The sequence below is a fragment of the Curtobacterium sp. 314Chir4.1 genome (genome assembly GCF_900215175.1).
Classification (GTDB): domain Bacteria; phylum Actinomycetota; class Actinomycetes; order Actinomycetales; family Microbacteriaceae; genus Curtobacterium; species Curtobacterium pusillum_A.
Map to the genome: position 1 here is coordinate 707,741 of NZ_OCMI01000002.1, position 19,530 is coordinate 727,270.

Below are 19,530 nucleotides of genomic sequence, written 5' to 3' on the forward strand. Positions count from 1 at the left end.
GATAGGCTCCGGGACATGCCCGCGTCACCGCTGCAGCGCACCGACGGCGGCCCCGTCCGCGCCCTCGTCGTCGACGACGAGCACGCCCTCGCGGACGCCGTCGCCCTCGCGTTCGAGGGCGACGGCTGGTCCGTGCGGGCCGTGCACCGCGGACGCGACGTCCTGTTCGCGGCGCGGGAGTTCCAGCCCGACGTGATCGTGCTCGACGTGATGCTGCCGGACATCGACGGCTTCGCGGTGCTCGAACGGCTGCGGGACGCCCGGGACGACGTCCGCGTGCTGTTCCTCACCGCGCGGGACGCCCCCGAGGACCGGCTCGCCGGGCTCACCGGTGGCGGCGACGACTACCTGACGAAGCCCTTCGGCGTCGACGAGCTGCTCGTGCGGGCCCGGATCCTCGCACGGACCTCCGCCCGGGTGGCGGCCACCGGTGGCGCGTCGGAGACGACCGTCGGCGACCTCCGCCTCGACGAGGACGCCCGGACCGCGAGCCGTGCCGGCGACCCGCTCGACCTCACCCCGACCGAGTACGAGCTGCTGCGGCACCTCGCCCGGAACGCCAACCGGGTGCTGTCCCGGGAACAGCTCCTCGCGAACGTGTGGGGCATGGACTTCGGGACGTCGTCCAACCTCGTGGACATGTACGTGTCGTACCTGCGGAAGAAGCTCGACGCCGGACGCGAGCCGATGCTGCAGACGGTCCGCGGGGCCGGGTACGTGCTCAGGCCGACGACGTGAGCCGATCGCCCGAGGCGATCCGCGCCTCCAGGCCGCGTCGCGTGCCGTCGCTCCGGTGGCGGATCGTGGCGGCCGTGGCGCTCCTGCTCGTCGCGACCAACGTCGTCGTGGGAGCCGTGACCGTCGTCGCGTTCCGCGGGTACCTCGTGCAGCGACTCGACGCCGAACTGTCGACGGCGGCGAACCGGACCGTCGGCGGGCCGGACGGCCAGCGGCCACCCCCACCCTCGAGCGCGACGGGCTCGGACCCGGACAACGCGTTCATCGGCGCACCCGGACAGTCGGCCGGCACCGTCGTCGCGATCTTCCGCGACGGCAAGGTCGTGCTCGGCGGGTACACCGACAGCGACGGCCAGCAGCACGGGCTCACCTCGGCGCAGGAGCGGACGCTCGCCGCGGTGTCGAGCGACGGCGACCCCGCCACGATCGACCTCGGCGCGCTCGGCACGTACCGGGTGCAGGCGGTCGGCGACGACGGCGACGTGTTCGTCACGGCGCTGCCGCTCGGCGACCTCGACGCGGCGATCACCCGACTCCTGCTCGTCATCGGCGTCGTCACGGTGGTCGGACTGCTCATCGCGGCGCTCGCCCTCCGACTGCTCGTCCGGCGATCCCTCCGGCCGCTCGAACGCGTCGCGTCGGTGGCGTCCGACGTGACCGCCCTGGACCTGGAGCGCGGCGAGCCGGAGATCCCCCTCCGCGTCGCCCCTGCCGACCTGGAGGCGAACCGGGAGGTCGCGCAGGTCGGCACCGCGCTGAACCGGTTGCTCGGACACGTCGCCCGTGCGCTCACCGTCCGGCGTGACGCCGAGACCGGGATGCGGACCTTCATCGCCGACGCCTCGCACGAACTGCGGACGCCGATCGCGACCGTGCGGGCGTACGCCGAGCTCACGGCGACCTCGACGGACGTCGACGCGATGCACCGGAACGTCGACCGGATCGGGCGTGAGGCCGTGCGGATGGGCGACCTCGTCGAGGAACTGCTGCTGCTCGCGCGCCTCGACGCCGCGGCGATGGCATCCGGGCCGGCACCCGCTCGGGAGCCCGTCGACCTGACGTCGCTCGTCGTCGAGGCCACCATGGACGCCCGCGCGACCGCCCCCGGACACCGGTGGACGCTGCAGATGCTCGACGACCACCCGCTCGTGGTGTCGGGCGACCCGCGGCAGCTCCGCCGGGTGGTGACGAACCTGCTCGCCAATGCCCGGACGCACACGCCCGCCGGCACCGCGGTCGTCGTGTCGTTGCAGCGGGTCGGCGACGTCGTGCGCTTCGTCGTGGCCAACGACGGACCACCGATCCCCGCTGAAGCCATGTCGACCCTGTTCGACCGGTTCACCCGTGGCGAGGCCGCACGCTCCCGGGAGGCCGGGACGAGCGGCCTCGGCCTCGCGATCGTCCGGGCCGTGGTGACGGCGCACGAGGGGCTCGTCCGGGTGGCTTCGGAGCCGGGCCGCACGGCGTTCACGGTGGACCTGCCCGCAACGGGGCGCACGGCGCACACTGGGTCCACCGGGACGAGGGGGTCACGATGACGAACGCCGACGACTTCGCACGACTGCCGGAGCGTCCGCGCGCCGACGACCTCGTGGTCGAGGTGCCCGCGTTCGAGGACGACCGGCCGCAACCGGAGCCCGCGCCGCCCGCGGCAGCCCCCGAGCTCGTCGCCGCGACGGAGTTCGCGCGCACCTCGCACGCCCGACCAACGATCCGCCGGACGCAGATCCGCGCTGGCGTCTGGATCGCCGGGGTCCCGATCGTGGCGCTCGCGGTGGTCGCCGTCGTGCAGATCCTGCTGTCGCGCTGACGCGCAGGCAGCGCACGCGCGACTCTCGCGCTGAGCGACACATCACGCGCTTGCGTGCCCGAGGAGTGTCGCTGCGCACGAGACTCGGCCATCGCGTGCCGAGCCGGGGTTCTTAGGGACGACACAGGCCACTGCTTCGGTCCCCGTATGCCCGCTGCCGAGCATGAGCGCATGACGGAGACGAACCAGACCCTCGACATCGACATCGTCGTCCCCTGCTACAACGAGCAGGACACGCTCGCCGCCCACGTCCGACGCCTGCACACGTTCTGCCGCACGTCGCTCCACCACTCGTGGCGGATCACGATCGCGGACAACGCCTCGACGGACGACACCGCCCGGATCGCGGACGACCTCGCCGCGATGCTCCCCGACGTGCACGCCGTGCACCTGCCGCAGAAGGGCCGTGGCCGAGCGCTCAAGGCCGTCTGGGGCGCCTCCCCGGCGACCGTGCTCGTCTACGTCGACGAGGACCTGTCGACCGACCTCGCCGCGCTCGAGCCGCTCGTGGCACCGCTGCTGTCCGGGCACTCGGACGTCGCGATCGGGACTCGGCTGGCCGACTCGGCGCGGGTGGTGCGCGGCGGCAAGCGCGAGTTCATCTCCCGCTCGTACAACCTGCTGCTCCGCACCACGATGGGGGTCTCGTTCTCCGATGCGCAGTGCGGGTTCAAGGCGATCACCCGCCAGGCTGCCGAGCACGTGCTGCCGCTCTGCGAGGACGACGCCTGGTTCTTCGACACCGAGATGCTCGTCCTCGCCGAACACGCGGGGCTCCGCATCCACGAGGTCCCCGTCGACTGGGTCGACGACGTCAACTCGTCGGTGCACATCGCCTCGACCGCGACGGAGGACCTCAAGGGCATGTGGCGGGTCTCCCGCGGCATCGCGTCCGGCCGTGTCCCGGTCGCCGACGTGTACGAGGCGATCGGCCGTCGACCGTTCACCCCGCCGCATGTCGGGATACTCGGGCAGGTACTGCGGTTCGGCACGATCGGGGTGCTGTCGACCATCGCGTTCGCGGTGCTGTACGCCCTGTTCCGGCCAGCGATCGGCGCACAGACGGCGGACTTCCTCGCGCTGCTGGTCACCGCGATCGGCAACACCGCACTGAACCGACGGTTCACCTTCGGGGTGCGGGGCAGGGCGGGTGCGGGCCGGCACCACGTGCAGGGACTCGTGGTGTTCGGCATCGCGTGGGCGATCACCTCGGGGTCGCTCGTGGTGCTGCACGCCACCGCTCCGGGGTCGTCGCACGGTGCGGAGATCGTCGTGCTGACGGCGGCGAACCTCGTCGCCACCGGCGTCCGGTTCGTCCTGTTCAAGGCGTGGGTGTTCCGTGCCCGTCGGCGGCCGGAGCTCATCCGCCCGGGCACGACACCGGCAGCGGACGCGAGCACCGCGGCCACCGAGCCGATCGCCGCGGTGGAGGACCGCGCAGCGTGACCCCGGCGGCTTCCGGCCGCCCGCCGACTGCCCGGCATTCGCACAACCGAAGTCACTCCGAACCGCGGGAATCCGTGGCGCGGAGTGACTTTCGTTGTGCGAGAGCGAACCGCGCCACACCCGCACCGCGCCCGCACCGCAGCACCCGCCGCGCGACCCGACGTCGCGGTGTTGCGCGGGCGGTATACCGCGCCGTAGCATCGCCTCACCGCACCACAACCCCACAGGGCCCGACTGCCACCACCGGTCTGCCCGCGGCGAGCGCTCCACTGATGCAGCCTGGCCGTCCGCTGCCGGCAACGCCCCACTGGACCCGCACACGTGAACCCCTCCTCCTTCGGTCTCTACGACCCTGCCCGCGAATCGAGCGACTGCGGCGTCGGTTTCATCACCCGACTCGACGGCACGCCGAGCCACGACGTCATCCGCAAGGGCGACGAAGCGCTGTGCGCCATCCCGCACCGCGGCGGCAAGTCCGCCGAGGGCGTCGGTGACGGTGCGGGCGTCAGCATCGACCTGTCGGTGGAGTTCTTCAGCGCGATCACCGGCGAGGAGCTCCGCGCGGGCCACTTCGGCGTCGCGAACTGCTTCGTGCCGTCCGGTGCCGACGAGCGGACGGCAGCCCAGCGGACCGTGACGGACGCCATCGAGCACGAGGGCTTCGAGCTCCTGCTCGTCCGCGACGTCCCGGTGGACCACTCGGTCGCCCGCCCGGAGGCCGAGCAGTACCAGCTGCCGATCGTGCAGTGGGTCTTCCGCGCGCCGGACGAATGGACGAGGGAGGACGTCGACGCCGCTGCGAACCGTGCCCTGCTCGCGATCGAGGCCGTCTCGTACGGGCAGGCCGCCGCCGACCACGCCGAGCACGCCGCCCTGTACCCGCTGTCGCTCAGCGCGCGGACCCAGATCCTGAAGGGGCGTCTGAACTCCGGCGAGGTCATCGGCTACTTCACCGACCTGCGGGACCCGCGCCACTCGGTGCGGACGCTGTACTTCCACACCCGGTTCTCGACCAACACGGAGCCGCACCCGACGATGGCGCAGCCGTTCCGCCTGATGGCGCACAACGGCGAGCTGAACACCGACCGGAAGAACCGGCTGTCCGACGAGGCCCTGGCCCGCGCGCGCACCCGCAGCATCGTCCGCCCGCCCGGACAGTCCGACTCGAGCCGGCTCGACCAGACCCTGCAGAGCCGCGTGTTCGACGACGGCCTCGAGATCGTCGAGGCCGTGGTGTCGCTCATGCCGCCGGCGTGGGAGAACGACCGCACGCTGACGCCCGACGTGCGGGACATGCTCGAGTACTTCTCGTTGTACGAGGAGAAGAACGACGGCCCGGCCGCCGTGATCTTCAGCGACGGCGACGTCGTCGGCGCGCGCCTCGACCGCCTGGGCCTGCGCCCGCTGCGTTCCGTGCAGACCGCCGAGTACCTCATGGTGTCGTCCGAGGCCGGTCAGGTCGAGTTCGACGCCGACGAGGTCGTGCACCGCGGCCGGATCGAGGCCGGCGGCATGCTCGTCGTCGACCACCGCACGGGCACGCTCATGCGCACGCGCGAGGTGCTCGAGATGCTCGCGGCGCGGAAGCCGTACGGCACGCTGCTCGACGCCGCCCGCGTGAACCTCGACGACCTGCCTGCACCGGAGTACCAGCGCACGACGACGACGCTCGGCTACGAGGGCGACCTGTCGCTCGCGGGCCGCTACGTCGCGTACTCGCTGAACCAGGAGAGCTTCCGGTTCATGCTCGACCCGATGCTGCAGAACGGCTCGGAGCGCATCTCGGCGATGGGCTACGGCAACGCCATCAACGCCCTGAGCGACACCGAGGGCGGCATGGCGAAGTACTTCTCGCAGCGCTTCGCCCAGGTGACGAACCCACCGCTCGACTCGATCCGCGAGGCCGACGGCATGTCGATGCGCGTGGCCCTCGGTGCGAAGCCCGACGGCACGGGGTCCGCGACCCGGCAGCTCGTCGTGCAGTCCCCGATCCTCGGACACCTCGACATGGTCCGACTGCGCGACCAGGACATCGTGCCGCTCGAGCGGTTCGAGATGCTCTACGTGCCGGTGCTCGGCGACGAGCAGGCGAACGCGGCCGCCGTGCGCACCGCGGTCGACGAGCTCTGCGCCGCCGTCGAGCAGTTCGCCGAGCGCACCGGCGGGATCGCCGTGCTCACCGACCGCAACGTGTCCTCGACGCACGCGCCCCTCCCGGTCATCCTCGCCGTCGCCGCCGTGAACCAGCGGCTCATCGAGACCGGCCTGCGGCTGCGGGTCTCCGTGGTCGCCGAGTCCGGTCAGCTGCCATCGTCACACCACGTGGCGACGGCGCTCGGCTTCGGTGCCGCCGCTGTGTACAGCCTGTCGGCACGGCTGCGTGCGGAGGAGAAGTACCCCGCCGCCCCTGCCCCGGCCGGCGAGCTGACCGCGACCGACCTCGCGCTCAAGCAGTTCCGGAAGGCGGCCGAGAAGGCCCTCGCGAAGACGATGGGACGCGTCGGGCTCTGCACGGCTGAGAGCTACATCGGCGGCGAGTTCTTCGAGCCGAACTACCTCGACACCCGTGACGACCTGTTCGCCCGGGTCTTCCCGCACATGCAGGCCCCGGTCGGTGGCGTCGGCTTCGCCCGGATCGCGCAGGCCGCGACGGACTGGCACGAGCGCGCCCGCAGCGTCGAGTCCGAGGGCCAGGTGCCCATGCTCGGCCTGTTCAAGGAGCGTTCGGACGGAGCAGGGCACTCGTTCGGTGTCGCCAGTGTCCGCGGCTTCGGCGGCATGACCGAGGAGCGGCCGTCCTTCGAGCGCTCCGGCGACTCCGAAGCGCTCCGGCTCCTCACCCTCGGGCAGCTCGACGACGCGTTCGGCATCACCGACACGGCGTACCGGAACACCGGCTACGACCGGCTGAGCGACGCCGAGATCGACGCGCACCGGATCACCCCGGGCTACGTCACGTTCCTCCAGACCACGCACGACGAGCGCTCGCGCCGTCCCGCGGCCCTCCGCGACGTGCTCGCGCTGCCCGCGGACGTCACCGGCATCGACACGGCAGAGGACTTCGCCCGCGAGCTCGGCCGCTTCGCGACGAGCGGCAACGCGAGCATCACGGTGCGCGGACTGTCCGGCTCGCGTCCGGCGGACGACCAGGACCTGCCGGGAGGCACGACCCGCTTCCGCCTGGAGCTCACGTCCACGGGAACCACGGGTGCACTGCGCCACGCGGCCCTCGCGGACGGGCTCGCGCTGCTGCACCCCGGTCAGGTCGACGTCGACTCCGTCGACGCGACCCAGGTGACGCTGCGCGCCACCGGCACGGCGGTCGACCTGCTCGTGCTGCTCGAGAGCGCCCCGGACAGCGTCGCGCTCGACGAGGTCCAGCCGGCGCACGAGATCACCCGGACCCTGGCGTCCGGCGCGATGAGCCACGGCGCGCTCGTCGCCACCGCGCACGAGGCGGTGGCGCACGGCACGAACATGGTCGGCGGCATGTCGAACAGCGGTGAGGGCGGCGAGCACCACTCCCGTTACGGCACCATCCGCGGCTCGCGGATCAAGCAGTTCGCCTCCGGCCGGTTCGGCATCTGGGCTGGTTACCTCGCCGATCCGATGCTCGAGGAGCTCGAGATCAAGATCGGCCAGGGTGCGAAGCCCGGCGAGGGTGGGCAGCTACCCGCGCCGAAGGTCACGGTGGACATCGCCGCGGCCCGTGGTGGCACGCCCGGCGTCGAGCTCATCTCGCCGCCGCCGCACCACGACACGTACTCCATCGAGGACCTCGCGCAGCTCATCCACGACTGCAAGGCCGCCCGCGTCCGGGTCATCGTGAAGCTGGTGTCCTCCGAGGGCATCGGCACCATCGCGGTCGGTGTCGCGAAGGCCGGCGCGGACGTCATCAACGTCGCGGGCAACACCGGCGGCACCGGTGCCGCGGCAGTCACGAGCCTGAAGTACGCGGGTCGCTCCGCGGAGATCGGCGTGGCCGAAGTGCACCAGGCCCTCGTCGCGAACGGCCTCCGCCAGAAGGTCACGCTGCGCTGCTCCGGCGCGCACCAGACCGGCAGCGACGTCGTGACGAGCGCCCTGCTCGGCGGCGACAGCTTCGAGTTCGGCACCACCGCGCTCATGATGCTCGGCTGCGTGATGGCGAAGAACTGCAACGTGAAGTGCCCGGCGGGCCTGACCACGAACGCCGAGGCGTTCGAGGGCGACCCCCGTGCGCTCGCGCAGTACCTGCTCAACATCGCCCACGACGTCCGGCAGATCCTCGCCCGCCTCGGCCTGCGCTCCCTGCGCGAGGCCCGCGGCCGGACCGACCTGCTGCAGCTCCTCGACCACCCGGCGAGCGTCGGACGCCTCGACGTCCGGAACCTCCTCGCGCAGGTCCCGGAGAAGGTCGTCGAGGACCCGGAGTACCTCGAGAAGGACTTCCACACCGACGACGCGCTGCTCGAGCGGGTCCGCACGGCCCTGGTCGACCACGAGCAGGAGCACGTGCTCGTGCACGGCGTGCTGCTCGGCAACAGCGACAAGTCGGTCGGCGGCCAGCTCGGCATCGACGTCGAGCGACTCCTCAACCACGAGCTGCGCGACACCGACCTCTCCGGGCACCCGGCGATCACCACGGACGACCGTGGCCGCCGTCGCCTGGTGGACGGCGCGGTCACGATCCGCACCCTCGGGTCGGCCGGGCAGTCGTACGGCGTGTTCAACAACGACGGCATCGTGCTGGAGCACACCGGCACCGCGAACGACGGCGTCGGCAAGAGCCAGAGCGGCGGCCGGATCATCGTCCGTGCCCCCGGCGGTGGCAGTGGCCAGCAGGGCGGCAACGTCCTCGTCGGCAACTTCGCCCTGTTCGGCGCGACCGGTGGCCGCACGTTCGTCGAGGGCGAGGCCGGCGACCGGTTCGCCGTCCGCAACTCCGGGGCGACCGCGGTCGTCGAGGGCGTCGGCGACTTCGGCTGCGAGTACATGACGGGCGGTGCCGTGTTCAACCTCGGTGCGTTCGGCAAGGGTCTCGGCAACGGCATGTCCGGCGGGTTCCTCTACCAGTACGACCCGTCCGGCCAGGTCACCGAGCGCGCGAGCACCGACTCGCTCCTCGTGTTCCCCGTCACCGACACCGAGCGCGGGTCCTTCCACGAGGCAGCCGCCCGCCTGCTGCTCGAGTGGCACCTCGAGGCCACGGGTTCGGCGCTGGCCGAGCGCCTGCTCGCCGAGTGGGAGACCACCCGCCGGCACGTGTACGTCGGGATGCCCCGGGCACTCCTGCTCACCCAGGACGCCGGCGAGATCCTGGCCGCGGCGAGCCGGAACGAGCTGCTCGACGAGCTGGCGACCTCGATCGCGACGGACAAGCTCCGCGCGTTCAAGGTCGACTACCGCGACCAGCGCGCCGTGCTCGGCGGCCGTGCCCCGGCGCTCGGCGACCAGGGCGACGACATGTTCTCACTACTGTCGTCGTACACGGTGCTCGGCGTCGCGCAGGACCTCGCGCTCGAGCGGGTCCCCGGTGCCGCGGGTCCGAACGACCCCCGTGTGACCGAGGCCGTCAAGAACCTCATCCTCACCGAGGACTTCTTCGTGAAGCAGCGCGTCGTGAAGTACCTGCGCGGCACGCTCGACCGGTTCGCGGACGACCAGCTCGCGACCCTCATCGCGATCAAGCGACTCGACGACTACAAGCGCGCGCTCACGCAGCGGAACAACCGCAGCATGGACGCGCCGGGCACCACCGGGTGGATCATGCACCAGAACGCCAAGAACGACGGCCGCGTCCGCGAGGCCCGCTTCGACGAGCTGCTCGCGAACGCGGCGCTCGAGGACATCGCCCGCCGTGCACCGCAGGCGCCGACCGAGGCGGTGTCCGCGTGAGCCTCCTGCCCCCGACCGGATCCCTGATCCCGGTCGACGCACCGTTCTCGGCCGCCCAGGAGTCCTGGCTCGCCGGGTTCATCGCGGGCATCGCCGCCGCGGGCAAGCGCGCGTCCGGGAACGCCCCGACGACCACGATCGACGTGCTGTTCGGCACGCAGACCGGCAACGCGGAGTTCCTCGCCGACGAGCTCGTCACCGGCGCGAAGGCCCGCGGGCTCGGCGGTCGGGCCACCGCGCTCGACGCCGTCACGCCGGAGCAGCTCGCCGGGATGTCGCACGTGCTCGTCGTCACCTCGACGTACGGCGAGGGCGAGATGCCTGACAACGCCGGCCTGTTCTGGGACGCGATCCAGGCGACCACCGTGCCGCGGCTCGAGGGGCTGCAGTACGCGGTCCTCGGACTCGGCGACACCAGCTACGACGAGTTCTGCCAGGCCGGCAAGCTCCTCGACACCCGCTTCGAACAGCTCGGCGCGACGCGGATCCACGACCGTGTCGACTGCGACGTGGACTTCGAGGACCCGGCTGCGCTGTGGACCGCCGCGGTGCTCGACCGACTCGCGGCAGAGGCCGGTGCGCAGCCCGGCGCGTCCGGCCCCGCCGGCGACCCGGCCACGTCGGCGACCGCGACCGGCGGGGCGGGCGCGAGCCGTGCCTCCAGGCCGGGTTCCCAGTGGAACAAGCGCAACCCGTTCCCGTCGAAGCTGGTCGAGAACCGGCTGCTCTCCTCGCCGCGCAGCGCGAAGGAGATCCGGCACTACGAGTTCGACCTCGGCGACTCCGGCATCGAGTACTCCGCCGGTGACGCCCTCGCGGTCGTGCCGGTCAACGACGAGGTGTTCGTCGGCGAGCTGCTCGAGCAGGTCGGCGCGAACGGGTCCGAGTCGCTGGACGGCCGGCCGATCGCCGAGGTCCTGCGGACCGACCGCGAGATCCGGACGCCCTCGAAGGACCTCATCGCCGACCTCGTGCAGCGCGCACCGTCGAGCGAGCTCGCCGCCGTGGTCTCGCACGGTGACAAGCACGAGCTCGACCGCTGGCTCTGGGGACGCGACGTCCTCGACCTGCTGCGCGACGCCGGTCCCGCGGCACCGGGACTCGACGAGCTGCTGCCGAACCTGCGCCCCCTGCAGGCGCGGCAGTACTCGATCTCGTCGAGCCCGCTCGCGCACCCGGACCGGATCCACCTGACGATCGCGTCCGTCCGCTACGGCGACCCGCACCGCATGTACGCCGGTGTCGCGTCGACGTTCCTCGCCGACCGGGTGTCCCCCGACGGCACCGTGGACGTATACCTGCAGCCGAACGCCTCGTTCGGGGTGCCGGCGGACCCGTCCGCGCCGATGATCATGATCGGCCCCGGAACCGGTATCGCACCGTTCCGCGGGTTCCTGCACGAACGTGCGGTCGCGGGTGCCACCGGCCGGAACTGGCTGTTCTTCGGCGACCAGCACCGCGACACCGACTTCGTGTACGAGGACGAACTCACGACGCTGCAGGAGCAGGGCGTGCTGAACCGTCTCGACCTGGCGTTCTCGCGCGACCAGGCCGAGAAGGTCTACGTGCAGACCCGGATGCTCGAGCAGGCGTCGGAACTGTACGCCTGGCTCGAGGACGGCGGACACGTGTACGTGTGCGGCGACGCCTCGCGGATGGCGAAGGACGTCGAGTCGGCACTGCTGTCCGTCATCGGGTCGCAGCGCGGCAAGGGCGAGGACGACGCCCAGGCGTACCTCGCCGACATGCGCCGCGGGAAGCGGTACGTCCGCGACGTGTACTGAGGCGCGGGGGCGGCGGCGCGGGCGCGGGGGGCCGCGGACCGCTCGGCCGGCTCCGCCGGCTCGGCAGTGTGCGAGGTTCCGCGCTCCGTGCGAGGGCGCGAGCGTCCCACCGTGCGCGGAACCTCGCACACTGCGGCGGGCCCGTCGCACCGTGCGAGGGCACGCGGCACGCACACGCGCACGCGCACGCGCACGCGCACGCGCACGCGCACGCGCACGCGCACGACGCCGTCGTCCCGGTGCGGAACCCGAATCCGCGACCGGGACGACGGTGAGGGGGCGTGGGCCGGGAGGCCCCTGATCCGGGACTCCTCGCGCGTCGCGTGGTTCCCCCCTCGACCGCCGGCGGACCCGTTCCGGCTCCCTGGGCCGGCGCAGACGCTCGCGGTGCACCTCAACCTACGGCCTTGCACGTGCGTGCGGTACCCGTTGACCGCGATGGCTCGCTCGTGCTACCGGCCGGAGTCGTCCTCCGCGTCGCCCGGGACCACGGCGCGCGACCAGGCCGAGTCCTCCGCGGTGCTGGTGTCCGGCGGCTCGGGGGTCAGGACCAGACCGGAGCCGGAGGTCGCCGCCGCGTAGAGCTCCTCGAGCCAGCTGCGGTTGATCGAGGGCACCCGGCTGCCGGAGAACTTGAAGTGCAGGCTCACGTTCGGGTGGAGCCAGATCGCACTCCGGCCGTCGCCGCGCAGGACGTCGTCCTTCCACGAGAACACGAACCGGTGCTCCCGGCGGAGCAGGTTCACGATGACGATCTGCAGGTGCGTCAGGGCGCGGTCGTCCACCGTGAGGTCGAGTTGCTCGCCCGCGTAGATGAGGTGACCCATACGCCCTTGTACACCGACCCTCTTGTGCGATGCGCCCACTCGGCGTAACGTGCAACCAAATGGTTGTACGAATCGAACTGAGCGACGCCGAGGTCGACCGGGTGTTCCACGCACTGGCCGACACGACCAGGCGCGACATCGTCCGTCGCACCCTCGTCGGCGAGGCGTCCGTGAGCGAGCTGGCGGACGCCTACGCGATGTCGTTCGCCGCCGTCCAGAAGCACGTCGCCGTCCTCGAAGGAGCAGGACTCGTGACCAAGGAACCCCGGGGGCGCACCCGCATCGTGCGCGCCGACCCGGGACAGATCGACCGGGTGCGCGGGCTGCTGGACGCCTACGCCGACCTGTGGCGCGGGCGGATCGACCGCCTCGACGCACTGCTGGGAGCCAACCAAGCACCGCGTGACGACCACGCGCCGCGCGACGACCACGCGCCGCGCGGCGACCACGCGCCGCGCGACGACCACGACCGAGAACACGACCGCGAACAAGGGAGCCACTGATGCCGACCACGTCCGTCCACACCGACCCCGAGGAACTCACGATGACCCTCGTGGCCGCGTTCCCCGTCCCCGTCGAACGCCTCTGGGCCGCGTTCGCCGATCCGCGCCAGCTCGAGCGGTTCTGGGGTCCGCCCGGGTTCCCCGCCACGTTCACGTCCTTCGACCTCCGCCCCGGCGGCCGCGCCGACTACCGGATGACCTCCCCGCAGGGCGAACGCTTCCTCTCCCTGTGGCGGATCAGCGAGGTGGACGAGCAGCGTCGGATCGTCTTCGAGGACCTGTTCTCCACCGAGGACGGCGCCGTCGACGAGTCGATGCCGGGGAGCGAGACCGTGTTGTCGTTCGAGCGTGTCGGCGACGGCTCCCGCGTCACCGTCCTGACCTCGTTCGGGTCCGCCGCCGACCTCGACCGGATGCTCGAGATGGGCATGCTCGAGGGGTACACGCAGGCGTTCGGGCAGCTCGACACCGTGCTGGCCGACCTCCGCGAGTACGCCCTCGGCAAGGGCACGGTCACCGACCTCGTCGACGACACCCACGTGAAGATCACCCGCGCGTTCGCTGCGCCGCGGCACCTGCTCTGGCGCGCGCACACCGAGCCGGAGCTGATGCGGCGCTGGCTGCTCGGACCGGACGGGTGGGAGATGACGGTGTGCGAGAACGACCTGGTCGTCGGCGGCTCGTTCCGGCAGGCCTGGGCGCCCGTCGGGGACACCGAGGGCGAGCCGTTCGGATTCGAGGGGGAGAACCTCGTCGTCGAGCCGGAGCGCCGCATCGTCACGACCGAGCGGATGACCGGCGCGCCGTTCCCGGCGAACGTCAACGACCTGCAGTTCGACGAGGCGGACGGCGTCACCCTCATGACGCTGCTCGTCACCTACCCGGACCAGGCGCAGCGGGACATGGTCCTGGCGACCGGCATGACCGACGGGATGGAGTCCAGCTACGCACGTCTGGAACGCGAGGTACTGACCGCCGCGGCGTGAGCAGGAGACGGCCTGGAGGCGCGTGGCGGGCCCGCCACGCGCCTCCAGGCCGTCGCTGGGTCGCGTCGGACCGAGGCAGTCGCTGCTGCCGAAGCGACGGATGCCTGCCTTCGCCGCGCGTCGCTCCCGCGGAAGCGACAGTCTCCCGCGGGAACTCCGCGGGAGACTGTCGCTTCCGCAGGGGCGGCCGGCCCGAAGCGGCGGGGGTCGCGTCAGACCGAGGCGGTCGCCTCGTACCGGCGGGCGCCGCCGCGCACCCCGGCGAACCGGTACGGCGCAGCCGTGACGTGTGGACGCTCGACGTCCTCGCTCGTCGCGGCACCCGCGGCGTGCAGCTCCCGGTACGCGTCCACCGTCAGCGGCACCCGGGCGGCGAGGAGTTCGCGGACCCGACCCTGCCGGCGGTGCTCCCGGTACGCGGGCTGCACGATGCCCGTGATGAGCTCGCCGACGCTGCCCGAGCCGTAGCTGAACAGGCCGATGCGCTCCCCCGCGAGGTCGTCGTCGAGGTCGAGCAGCGCCGCGAGGCCGATCCAGAGCGACGCCGTGTACGTGTTGCCGGTCTGCTTGTTGTAGGTGAACCCGAGCGCGAGTTCGGACTCGTCGAACGGGACGCCCACGTGCTGCGTGAGCTTCCGGTGCGCCTTCAGCGCCATCTTCGTGAACGGCTGGTGGTGCACGAAGCGGACGATGTCCTCGTAGGCCGGACCGCCCTGCGCGGCGAGGTCGTCCCAGGCGCCGACGAACGCGTCGACGTACGCGCTGACCGACAGGCGACCGTCGACCAGCGCGGTGGAGCGGTCGTTCGGTCGCCAGAAGTCGTCGACGTCAGCGGTGAAGACGCCCGCGGCCGGTTCGATCTCGATGAGGTCGGGGTCGGCCGAGACGAGGATCGCGGCGGCCCCGGCACCCTGGGTGGGCTCGGCGGCGGTGTCGACGTCGTAGCGGGCGACGTCGGCGGCGATGACGAGCACGCGCTCCTGCGGTGCCCGCGCGACGATGCCGAGGGCGAGCTGCACGGCAGCGGTCCCGCCGTAGCAGGCCTGCTTCAGCTCGACGACGCGGACGTTCTGCGGCAGGCCGAGCAGCCCGTGCACGAACACCCCGGCGGCCTTCGACTGGTCGACGCCCGACTCGGTCGCGAACAGCACCGTGCGGATGCCCTCGACCCCGTGCCGGTCGACGATCTCCTTCGCCGCGGCGGCGCCCATGGTGACGATGTCCTCGTCGGGAGCCGGCACGCTGAACGCGTCCTGCCCGATGCCGACGTGGTACTTCGCCGGGTCGACGCCGAGACGCTCCGCCAGGTCGTCGAGCTCGAGGACGTGGTGTCCGGTCGCGACGGCGAGGTCGTGGATGCCGATGCGGGTCATGCTGCGCCTCCGGCCGGCTTCGCGCCGCGGCGCTCCATCGCGACGTGGGCGGCCATCAGCTCGCCCGGGTTGGTCTGCGCGGCGAGCAGCGAGAGCTCCCCGCAGAGGACGGTGGCCGCGCACAGGGCGGCGAGGCGGCGGGCGTTGGCGCCGGGTTCGCCCTCCTGCCGGCAGCCGAGGCGCACGAGGGCGTCCTCGACGACGGGCAGGTCGCCGCCCTTGCCGTTGCCGACCGTGCCGACGATGAGGTGCGGGAGCGAGGTGGCGAAGTACAGGTCGCCGTCGCGGTCCTCGGCACTCGTGATGCCCTGGGAGCCCTCGACGATGTTCGCGGCGTCCTGCCCGGTGGCCAGGTAGAAGCCGAGGAGCATGTTCGCGTAGTGGGCGTTCGCGGAGCGGATGGCCCCGGCGATGGTCGACCCGACGAGGTTCTTCGCGACGTTCAGCTCGGCGATGCGCGCAGCGCTCGACCGGAGCCGCTTCTCGACGACCTCGCCAGGGATGACGATCTCGGCGATCGTGTTCCGGCCGCGGCCGCGGATGCCGTTCACGGCGGTGGCCTTCTTGTCGGTGCAGAAGTTCCCCGACACGGACACGTACCGCAGGCCCGGCTCCCACGCGAGGATCGCCGGCAGGAGCTTGTCCGCCGCCTGCGTGACCATGTTGTGCCCGGAGGCGTCACCCGTGGTGAACGCGAAGCGCAGGAACAGCAGGTCCCCGACGATCTCCGGGTGCACCTCGATGAGCTTCGCGAAGCGGCTCTGTCCGGCGACGATCTGCTCGAGCTCGTCCTGGCGGGCGAGGATGCGCCCGGTCGCGAGGTGCGCGGCTGCGGCGCTGTCGGCGCGGACCACCACGGAGCGGGTCATGCGCTCGTCGACGACGGTCGAGACGATGCCGCCCTCGACCATGCGCGAGATGCGGGCGCCACGGCCGACGGACGGCCAGAGGGGCGACTCGTAGGTGGCGAGCGGCACCTCGTGCTCACCCTCCACCGCGTTGCCGCTGATGCGGATCGGCCCCACCCACTTCGTGGGGATCGGGGTCAGCAGGTCGGTCATTCGACGCTCCCTTCGGGCGCTTGCACCGCGACGCTGAGGTGTCTGATGTCGTGCGCCTCCCAGGCGCGGTGGATGCCGGCGAGGTCGGTGTCCGCCGGGACGAGCGCGATGCCGCAGTCGCCGCCGCCGGCTCCGGACGGCTTCGCCGCCCCGCCTGCCGACTCGACGACGTCGCACAGGGTGGCGAGGCGCTCGGTCTCGATCTGCGACCCGACGGACGCGCCGAGACGCTGCAGCAGCACGCGCGCGCGACGCAGGGCGTCCAACGTCATGGAGCCGTCGCCGGTCTGGAGGCCCGTGGTCAGGTCGTCGACGCAGGTGCGGCTCTCGTCGAGGAACGCCTGGTACCCGCCGTTGCGGTGTCGACGGACGACGCCGACGAGCTTCGTGGTGGACGCCGGCGAACCGGTCCAGCCGACGAGCAGCTCGAGGTTCTCGGGCGCGGGCAGCCGCTGGACGTCGAAGCCCTCCCACGCGTCGCCGCCGTGCTCGGTGTCGTCGAGGATCTCGGTCACGGTGCGGGTGTCGAGGTGCGCCGCGAGCCGTTCACGGTCCGGCGCGCTGTACCGCAGCCAGCCGCCGAAGGTGCTCGCTGCGAGGTCACCGCCGGACGCGCGGGGGTTCACCCGGATCGTCGCGAGCAGGGCGAGCTGGAATCGCTTCCGCTGGGACAGGCCGAGCCCGTAGAAGCGGTCGAGCGCTCCGACGGTCGCCACGGTCACCGCCGCCGAGGACCCGAGCCCGAACTTGCGGCCGCTGGCGTCGTCGAGCTGGCTGTGGATGCGGAGGTCGTGGAAGCGCGGGGCGATGCCCTGCTCGTCGCGGAGCTTCTCGACGAGGTCGATGGTCGCCATCACGTAGTCGTACGGGTGGTGCTCGGTGTCCAGTGCGATGCCGTCGTCCGCGCGGGTCCAAGTCACGGGGAGGTGCCCGTACTCCTCGGAGTGCACGCTGCCCGAGCCGTGGCCCTCGGTCACCCGAGCGGTGATGGCGCGGTCGAGCGCGATGAGCACGGACGGCTGCCCCGGCTCGACGACGGCGTACTCCCCCGCGACGAACAGCTTGCCGTGGGCACGGAACTCGATCACTCGGCGCTCTCCTCCGGGTCGGGGACGACACCCGGGTCGGGCGTCCCCGTTCCTTCGGAGCGGACGAGGCGCGCGCCTGGTCCGGTGCCGGACTCGATGACGTCGCCGAACCCGGCCAGCGCGGACGCGACGGCACCGCGGTCCTCCGGCTTCGTGAGCACGACGACGTTCGGCCCGGCGTCGGCGGTGGCGTAGGCCTCGACCCCGGCGGCACGGAGCTCGGCGACGGCGTCGAACACCGCGACGCTGCGGGCGTTCAGGTAGCGGATCGGGGGGAACGCGCCCTCGATCGTGGCGTGCATGCGGAGCGCGTTGCTCTCGGTGATCTCGCCGATGCGGGTGAAGTCCCCGGCGGCGCACGCATCGAGCATGTCGCCGACGGTCTCGGTGGTCGAGGTCACCCAGGCGGGGTAGAACGGCGAGGTCGCAATCGTGCGCCGCATGGCCTCGCGCGACCCGATCGGCTTCGGGCCGGCGTCGATCGTCACGACGACCATCGCCATGGGCGGTGCGGGGATCGGCTCGGCGTACGAACCCTGGTCGTCGCCGGCGTGCCAGACCGCCACCCCGCCGGGGATCGACCGCGTGGCCGAACCCGAACCGCGCCGTGCGAGCCGGGAGAGGTCCCGCACGGACAGGTCGAGGCCGTACGCCGCCGAGGCCGCCGTGGCGAGGGCTGCGAAGCCCGAGGCGCTCGAGGCCAGTCCGGCGCCGGTCGGCACCGTGTTCTCCGACACCACGGACGCACGCGCCGAGGACCCGGCGAGGTCGCGCACGAGGTCGAGGAACTCCGTGACCCGCACGAGCGCCCCGTCGGTGGAGACCGAGTCGTTGAGCGTGAGGGTGTCGTCCGCCATGTTCCCGACGGTCACGGTCGTCGTCGTCGGGAACACGTCGAGCCCCATCGACACGCTGCCCGTGGCGGGCAGCGCGAGCGATGCGTCCGCCTTGCCCCAGTACTTGACGAGGGCGATGTTGGGGTGCGCGACGGCGGTGGCGGTCATCAAGCGCGGGCTCCGATCGTGGTGGTCCAGGTGGCTGCGGCACCTGCGCCGCGGAGTGCGGCCGCGATGCGGTCCGCGTGCTCGCCGTCCGTGGCGAGGGCGAGGACGCATCCGCCGCGCCCGCCACCGGTGAGCTTCGCGCCCAGGGCGTCCGCAGCACGTGCGGCGCCGACGAGTCGGTCCAGGTCGTCGCTCGACACGTCGAGGGCGGTGAGGAGGTCGTGCGCGGCGTCCATCGTGGCACCGAGTCCCTGTGCGTCGCCGTCCACGAGCGTCCCCCGGGCTCGTCGGGCCAGTGCACCGATGCGGTCGATGACGCCGCCGACGGTCGCCGGGTCCGCGTCGTGGCGGTCCCGGACGGCGGCGACGGCTTCGCGCGTGTGACCCGGGACCCCGGTGTCGGCGACGACGAAGGTGAACGGTGCACCGAGTTCGACCGGTTCGATGCGCCCGGCCTCGAACCAGACGGGTGCGTCCGCGACCACCCCGCGGGCGTCCAGGCCGGAGGGACGGCCGTGGGCGACGCGCTCGCACTCCTGGATGAGCTCGTGGTGCGCCTCGGCGTCGAGGGTCTCGCCCAGTGCGTCGGCGACCGCTGCGGTCACGGCGGCGGCGACGGCGGCGCTCGACCCCATCCCGCGGGCGGTGGGGACGTCGCTCTCGACCCGGACGTGGAAGTCCTGGTCGGTGATCCCGAAGTGCCGCAGTGTGGCGGTCACCGCGGTGACGGTGGGCATGACAGCGGCGGGGGCGAGGTCCAGGGGTCCGGTGTGGACGGCGGACTCCAGGTGGTGCCCGTCGCCCGAGGACACCGGGGTGACGGTGGCGACGACCGTTGCGTCGAGGACCGGCAGCACGAGCGCGGGTGCGCCGTAGACCACGGCGTGCTCCCCGATCAGGATCGTCTTGCCGTGGGACGACGCCCTCCCGGTGCGGCGAGTGGTGCCGGCTCCCGTGGTCGCTGGGTTGTCGAGGTCGTTGCTGGTCATCTTGGGTCACGTCAGCCTAACCGTCCCGGCCATGCGCGCGCTCG

The 19,530-nt window shown here is 72.3% G+C and carries 14 protein-coding genes; 8 read left to right on the forward strand and 6 right to left on the reverse strand.

Annotated elements, in window-relative coordinates:
* Positions 1-15 precede the first annotated feature (15 nt).
* The 6 genes from CRP27_RS08300 to CRP27_RS08325 all read left to right on the forward strand — a co-directional run bounded on the left by CRP27_RS08300 (position 16) and on the right by CRP27_RS08325 (position 11,655).
* Positions 16-738, forward strand: coding sequence for a response regulator transcription factor (locus tag CRP27_RS08300; protein WP_097180184.1), 723 nt, complete (start codon positions 16-18; stop codon positions 736-738).
* Entirely contained in the window at positions 735-2,276 is a 1,542-nt protein-coding gene (locus CRP27_RS08305; protein WP_097180185.1) for a cell wall metabolism sensor histidine kinase WalK, read from the forward strand. Before CRP27_RS08300 ends, CRP27_RS08305 begins: the two co-directional genes overlap by 4 nt.
* The gene (locus CRP27_RS08310) at positions 2,273-2,548 is read left to right on the forward strand and encodes a hypothetical protein (protein WP_097180186.1); all 276 of its coding nucleotides are present in this window, start codon (positions 2,273-2,275) and stop codon (positions 2,546-2,548) included. Before CRP27_RS08305 ends, CRP27_RS08310 begins: the two co-directional genes overlap by 4 nt.
* Before the next feature lie 171 nt (positions 2,549-2,719).
* Positions 2,720-3,994, forward strand: a complete 1,275-nt coding sequence (locus tag CRP27_RS08315; protein ID WP_176505516.1) for a bifunctional glycosyltransferase family 2/GtrA family protein — start codon at positions 2,720-2,722, stop codon at positions 3,992-3,994.
* Between the two features lie 321 nt (positions 3,995-4,315).
* Positions 4,316-9,871 (forward strand): glutamate synthase-related protein, encoded by a 5,556-nt coding sequence (locus CRP27_RS08320; RefSeq protein ID WP_097180188.1) that lies wholly within the window; start codon positions 4,316-4,318, stop codon positions 9,869-9,871.
* Positions 9,868-11,655 carry a sulfite reductase subunit alpha gene (locus CRP27_RS08325; protein WP_097180189.1) on the forward strand — a complete coding sequence of 596 codons (1,788 nt, stop codon included), beginning with the start codon at positions 9,868-9,870 and terminating at the stop codon, positions 11,653-11,655. Before CRP27_RS08320 ends, CRP27_RS08325 begins: the two co-directional genes overlap by 4 nt.
* A 452-nt stretch (positions 11,656-12,107) precedes the next feature.
* Here the strand turns inward: CRP27_RS08325 and CRP27_RS08330 are convergent, their stop codons facing one another.
* On the reverse strand, positions 12,108-12,482 hold the full coding sequence (locus CRP27_RS08330) for an ATP-dependent DNA ligase (RefSeq protein WP_255257489.1): 375 nt from the start codon (positions 12,480-12,482) through the stop codon (positions 12,108-12,110).
* A gap of 59 nt (positions 12,483-12,541) precedes the next feature.
* On the opposite strand from CRP27_RS08330, the gene CRP27_RS08335 reads away from it, so the two are divergent.
* Together CRP27_RS08335 and CRP27_RS08340 are read left to right on the forward strand one after the other, a co-directional pair.
* Positions 12,542-12,985 carry a helix-turn-helix transcriptional regulator gene (locus CRP27_RS08335; RefSeq protein WP_097180190.1) on the forward strand — a complete coding sequence of 148 codons (444 nt, stop codon included), beginning with the start codon at positions 12,542-12,544 and terminating at the stop codon, positions 12,983-12,985.
* Positions 12,985-13,971, forward strand: a complete 987-nt coding sequence (locus CRP27_RS08340; protein WP_097180191.1) for an SRPBCC family protein — start codon at positions 12,985-12,987, stop codon at positions 13,969-13,971. Before CRP27_RS08335 ends, CRP27_RS08340 begins: the two co-directional genes overlap by 1 nt.
* A 212-nt stretch (positions 13,972-14,183) precedes the next feature.
* Here CRP27_RS08340 and CRP27_RS08345 read toward each other — a convergent pair whose 3' ends face one another.
* The 5 genes from CRP27_RS08345 to mvk are packed head-to-tail and all read right to left on the reverse strand — an operon-like array spanning position 14,184 to position 19,486.
* On the reverse strand, positions 14,184-15,344 hold the full coding sequence (locus tag CRP27_RS08345; protein WP_097180192.1) for a hydroxymethylglutaryl-CoA synthase: 1,161 nt from the start codon (positions 15,342-15,344) through the stop codon (positions 14,184-14,186).
* Positions 15,341-16,405 carry a hydroxymethylglutaryl-CoA reductase gene (locus CRP27_RS08350; protein ID WP_097180193.1) on the reverse strand — a complete coding sequence of 355 codons (1,065 nt, stop codon included), beginning with the start codon at positions 16,403-16,405 and terminating at the stop codon, positions 15,341-15,343. Before CRP27_RS08350 ends, CRP27_RS08345 begins: the two co-directional genes overlap by 4 nt.
* The gene (locus CRP27_RS08355; RefSeq protein ID WP_097180194.1) at positions 16,402-17,493 is read right to left on the reverse strand and encodes a phosphomevalonate kinase; all 1,092 of its coding nucleotides are present in this window, start codon (positions 17,491-17,493) and stop codon (positions 16,402-16,404) included. Before CRP27_RS08355 ends, CRP27_RS08350 begins: the two co-directional genes overlap by 4 nt.
* Positions 17,490-18,497, reverse strand: coding sequence for a diphosphomevalonate decarboxylase (gene mvaD / locus CRP27_RS08360; RefSeq protein ID WP_255257490.1), 1,008 nt, complete (start codon positions 18,495-18,497; stop codon positions 17,490-17,492). The genes CRP27_RS08355 and mvaD overlap by 4 nt, the downstream gene beginning before the upstream one ends.
* Positions 18,497-19,486 (reverse strand): mevalonate kinase, encoded by a 990-nt coding sequence (mvk, locus tag CRP27_RS08365; protein ID WP_097180196.1) that lies wholly within the window; start codon positions 19,484-19,486, stop codon positions 18,497-18,499. Before mvk ends, mvaD begins: the two co-directional genes overlap by 1 nt.
* Positions 19,487-19,530 lie beyond the last annotated feature (44 nt).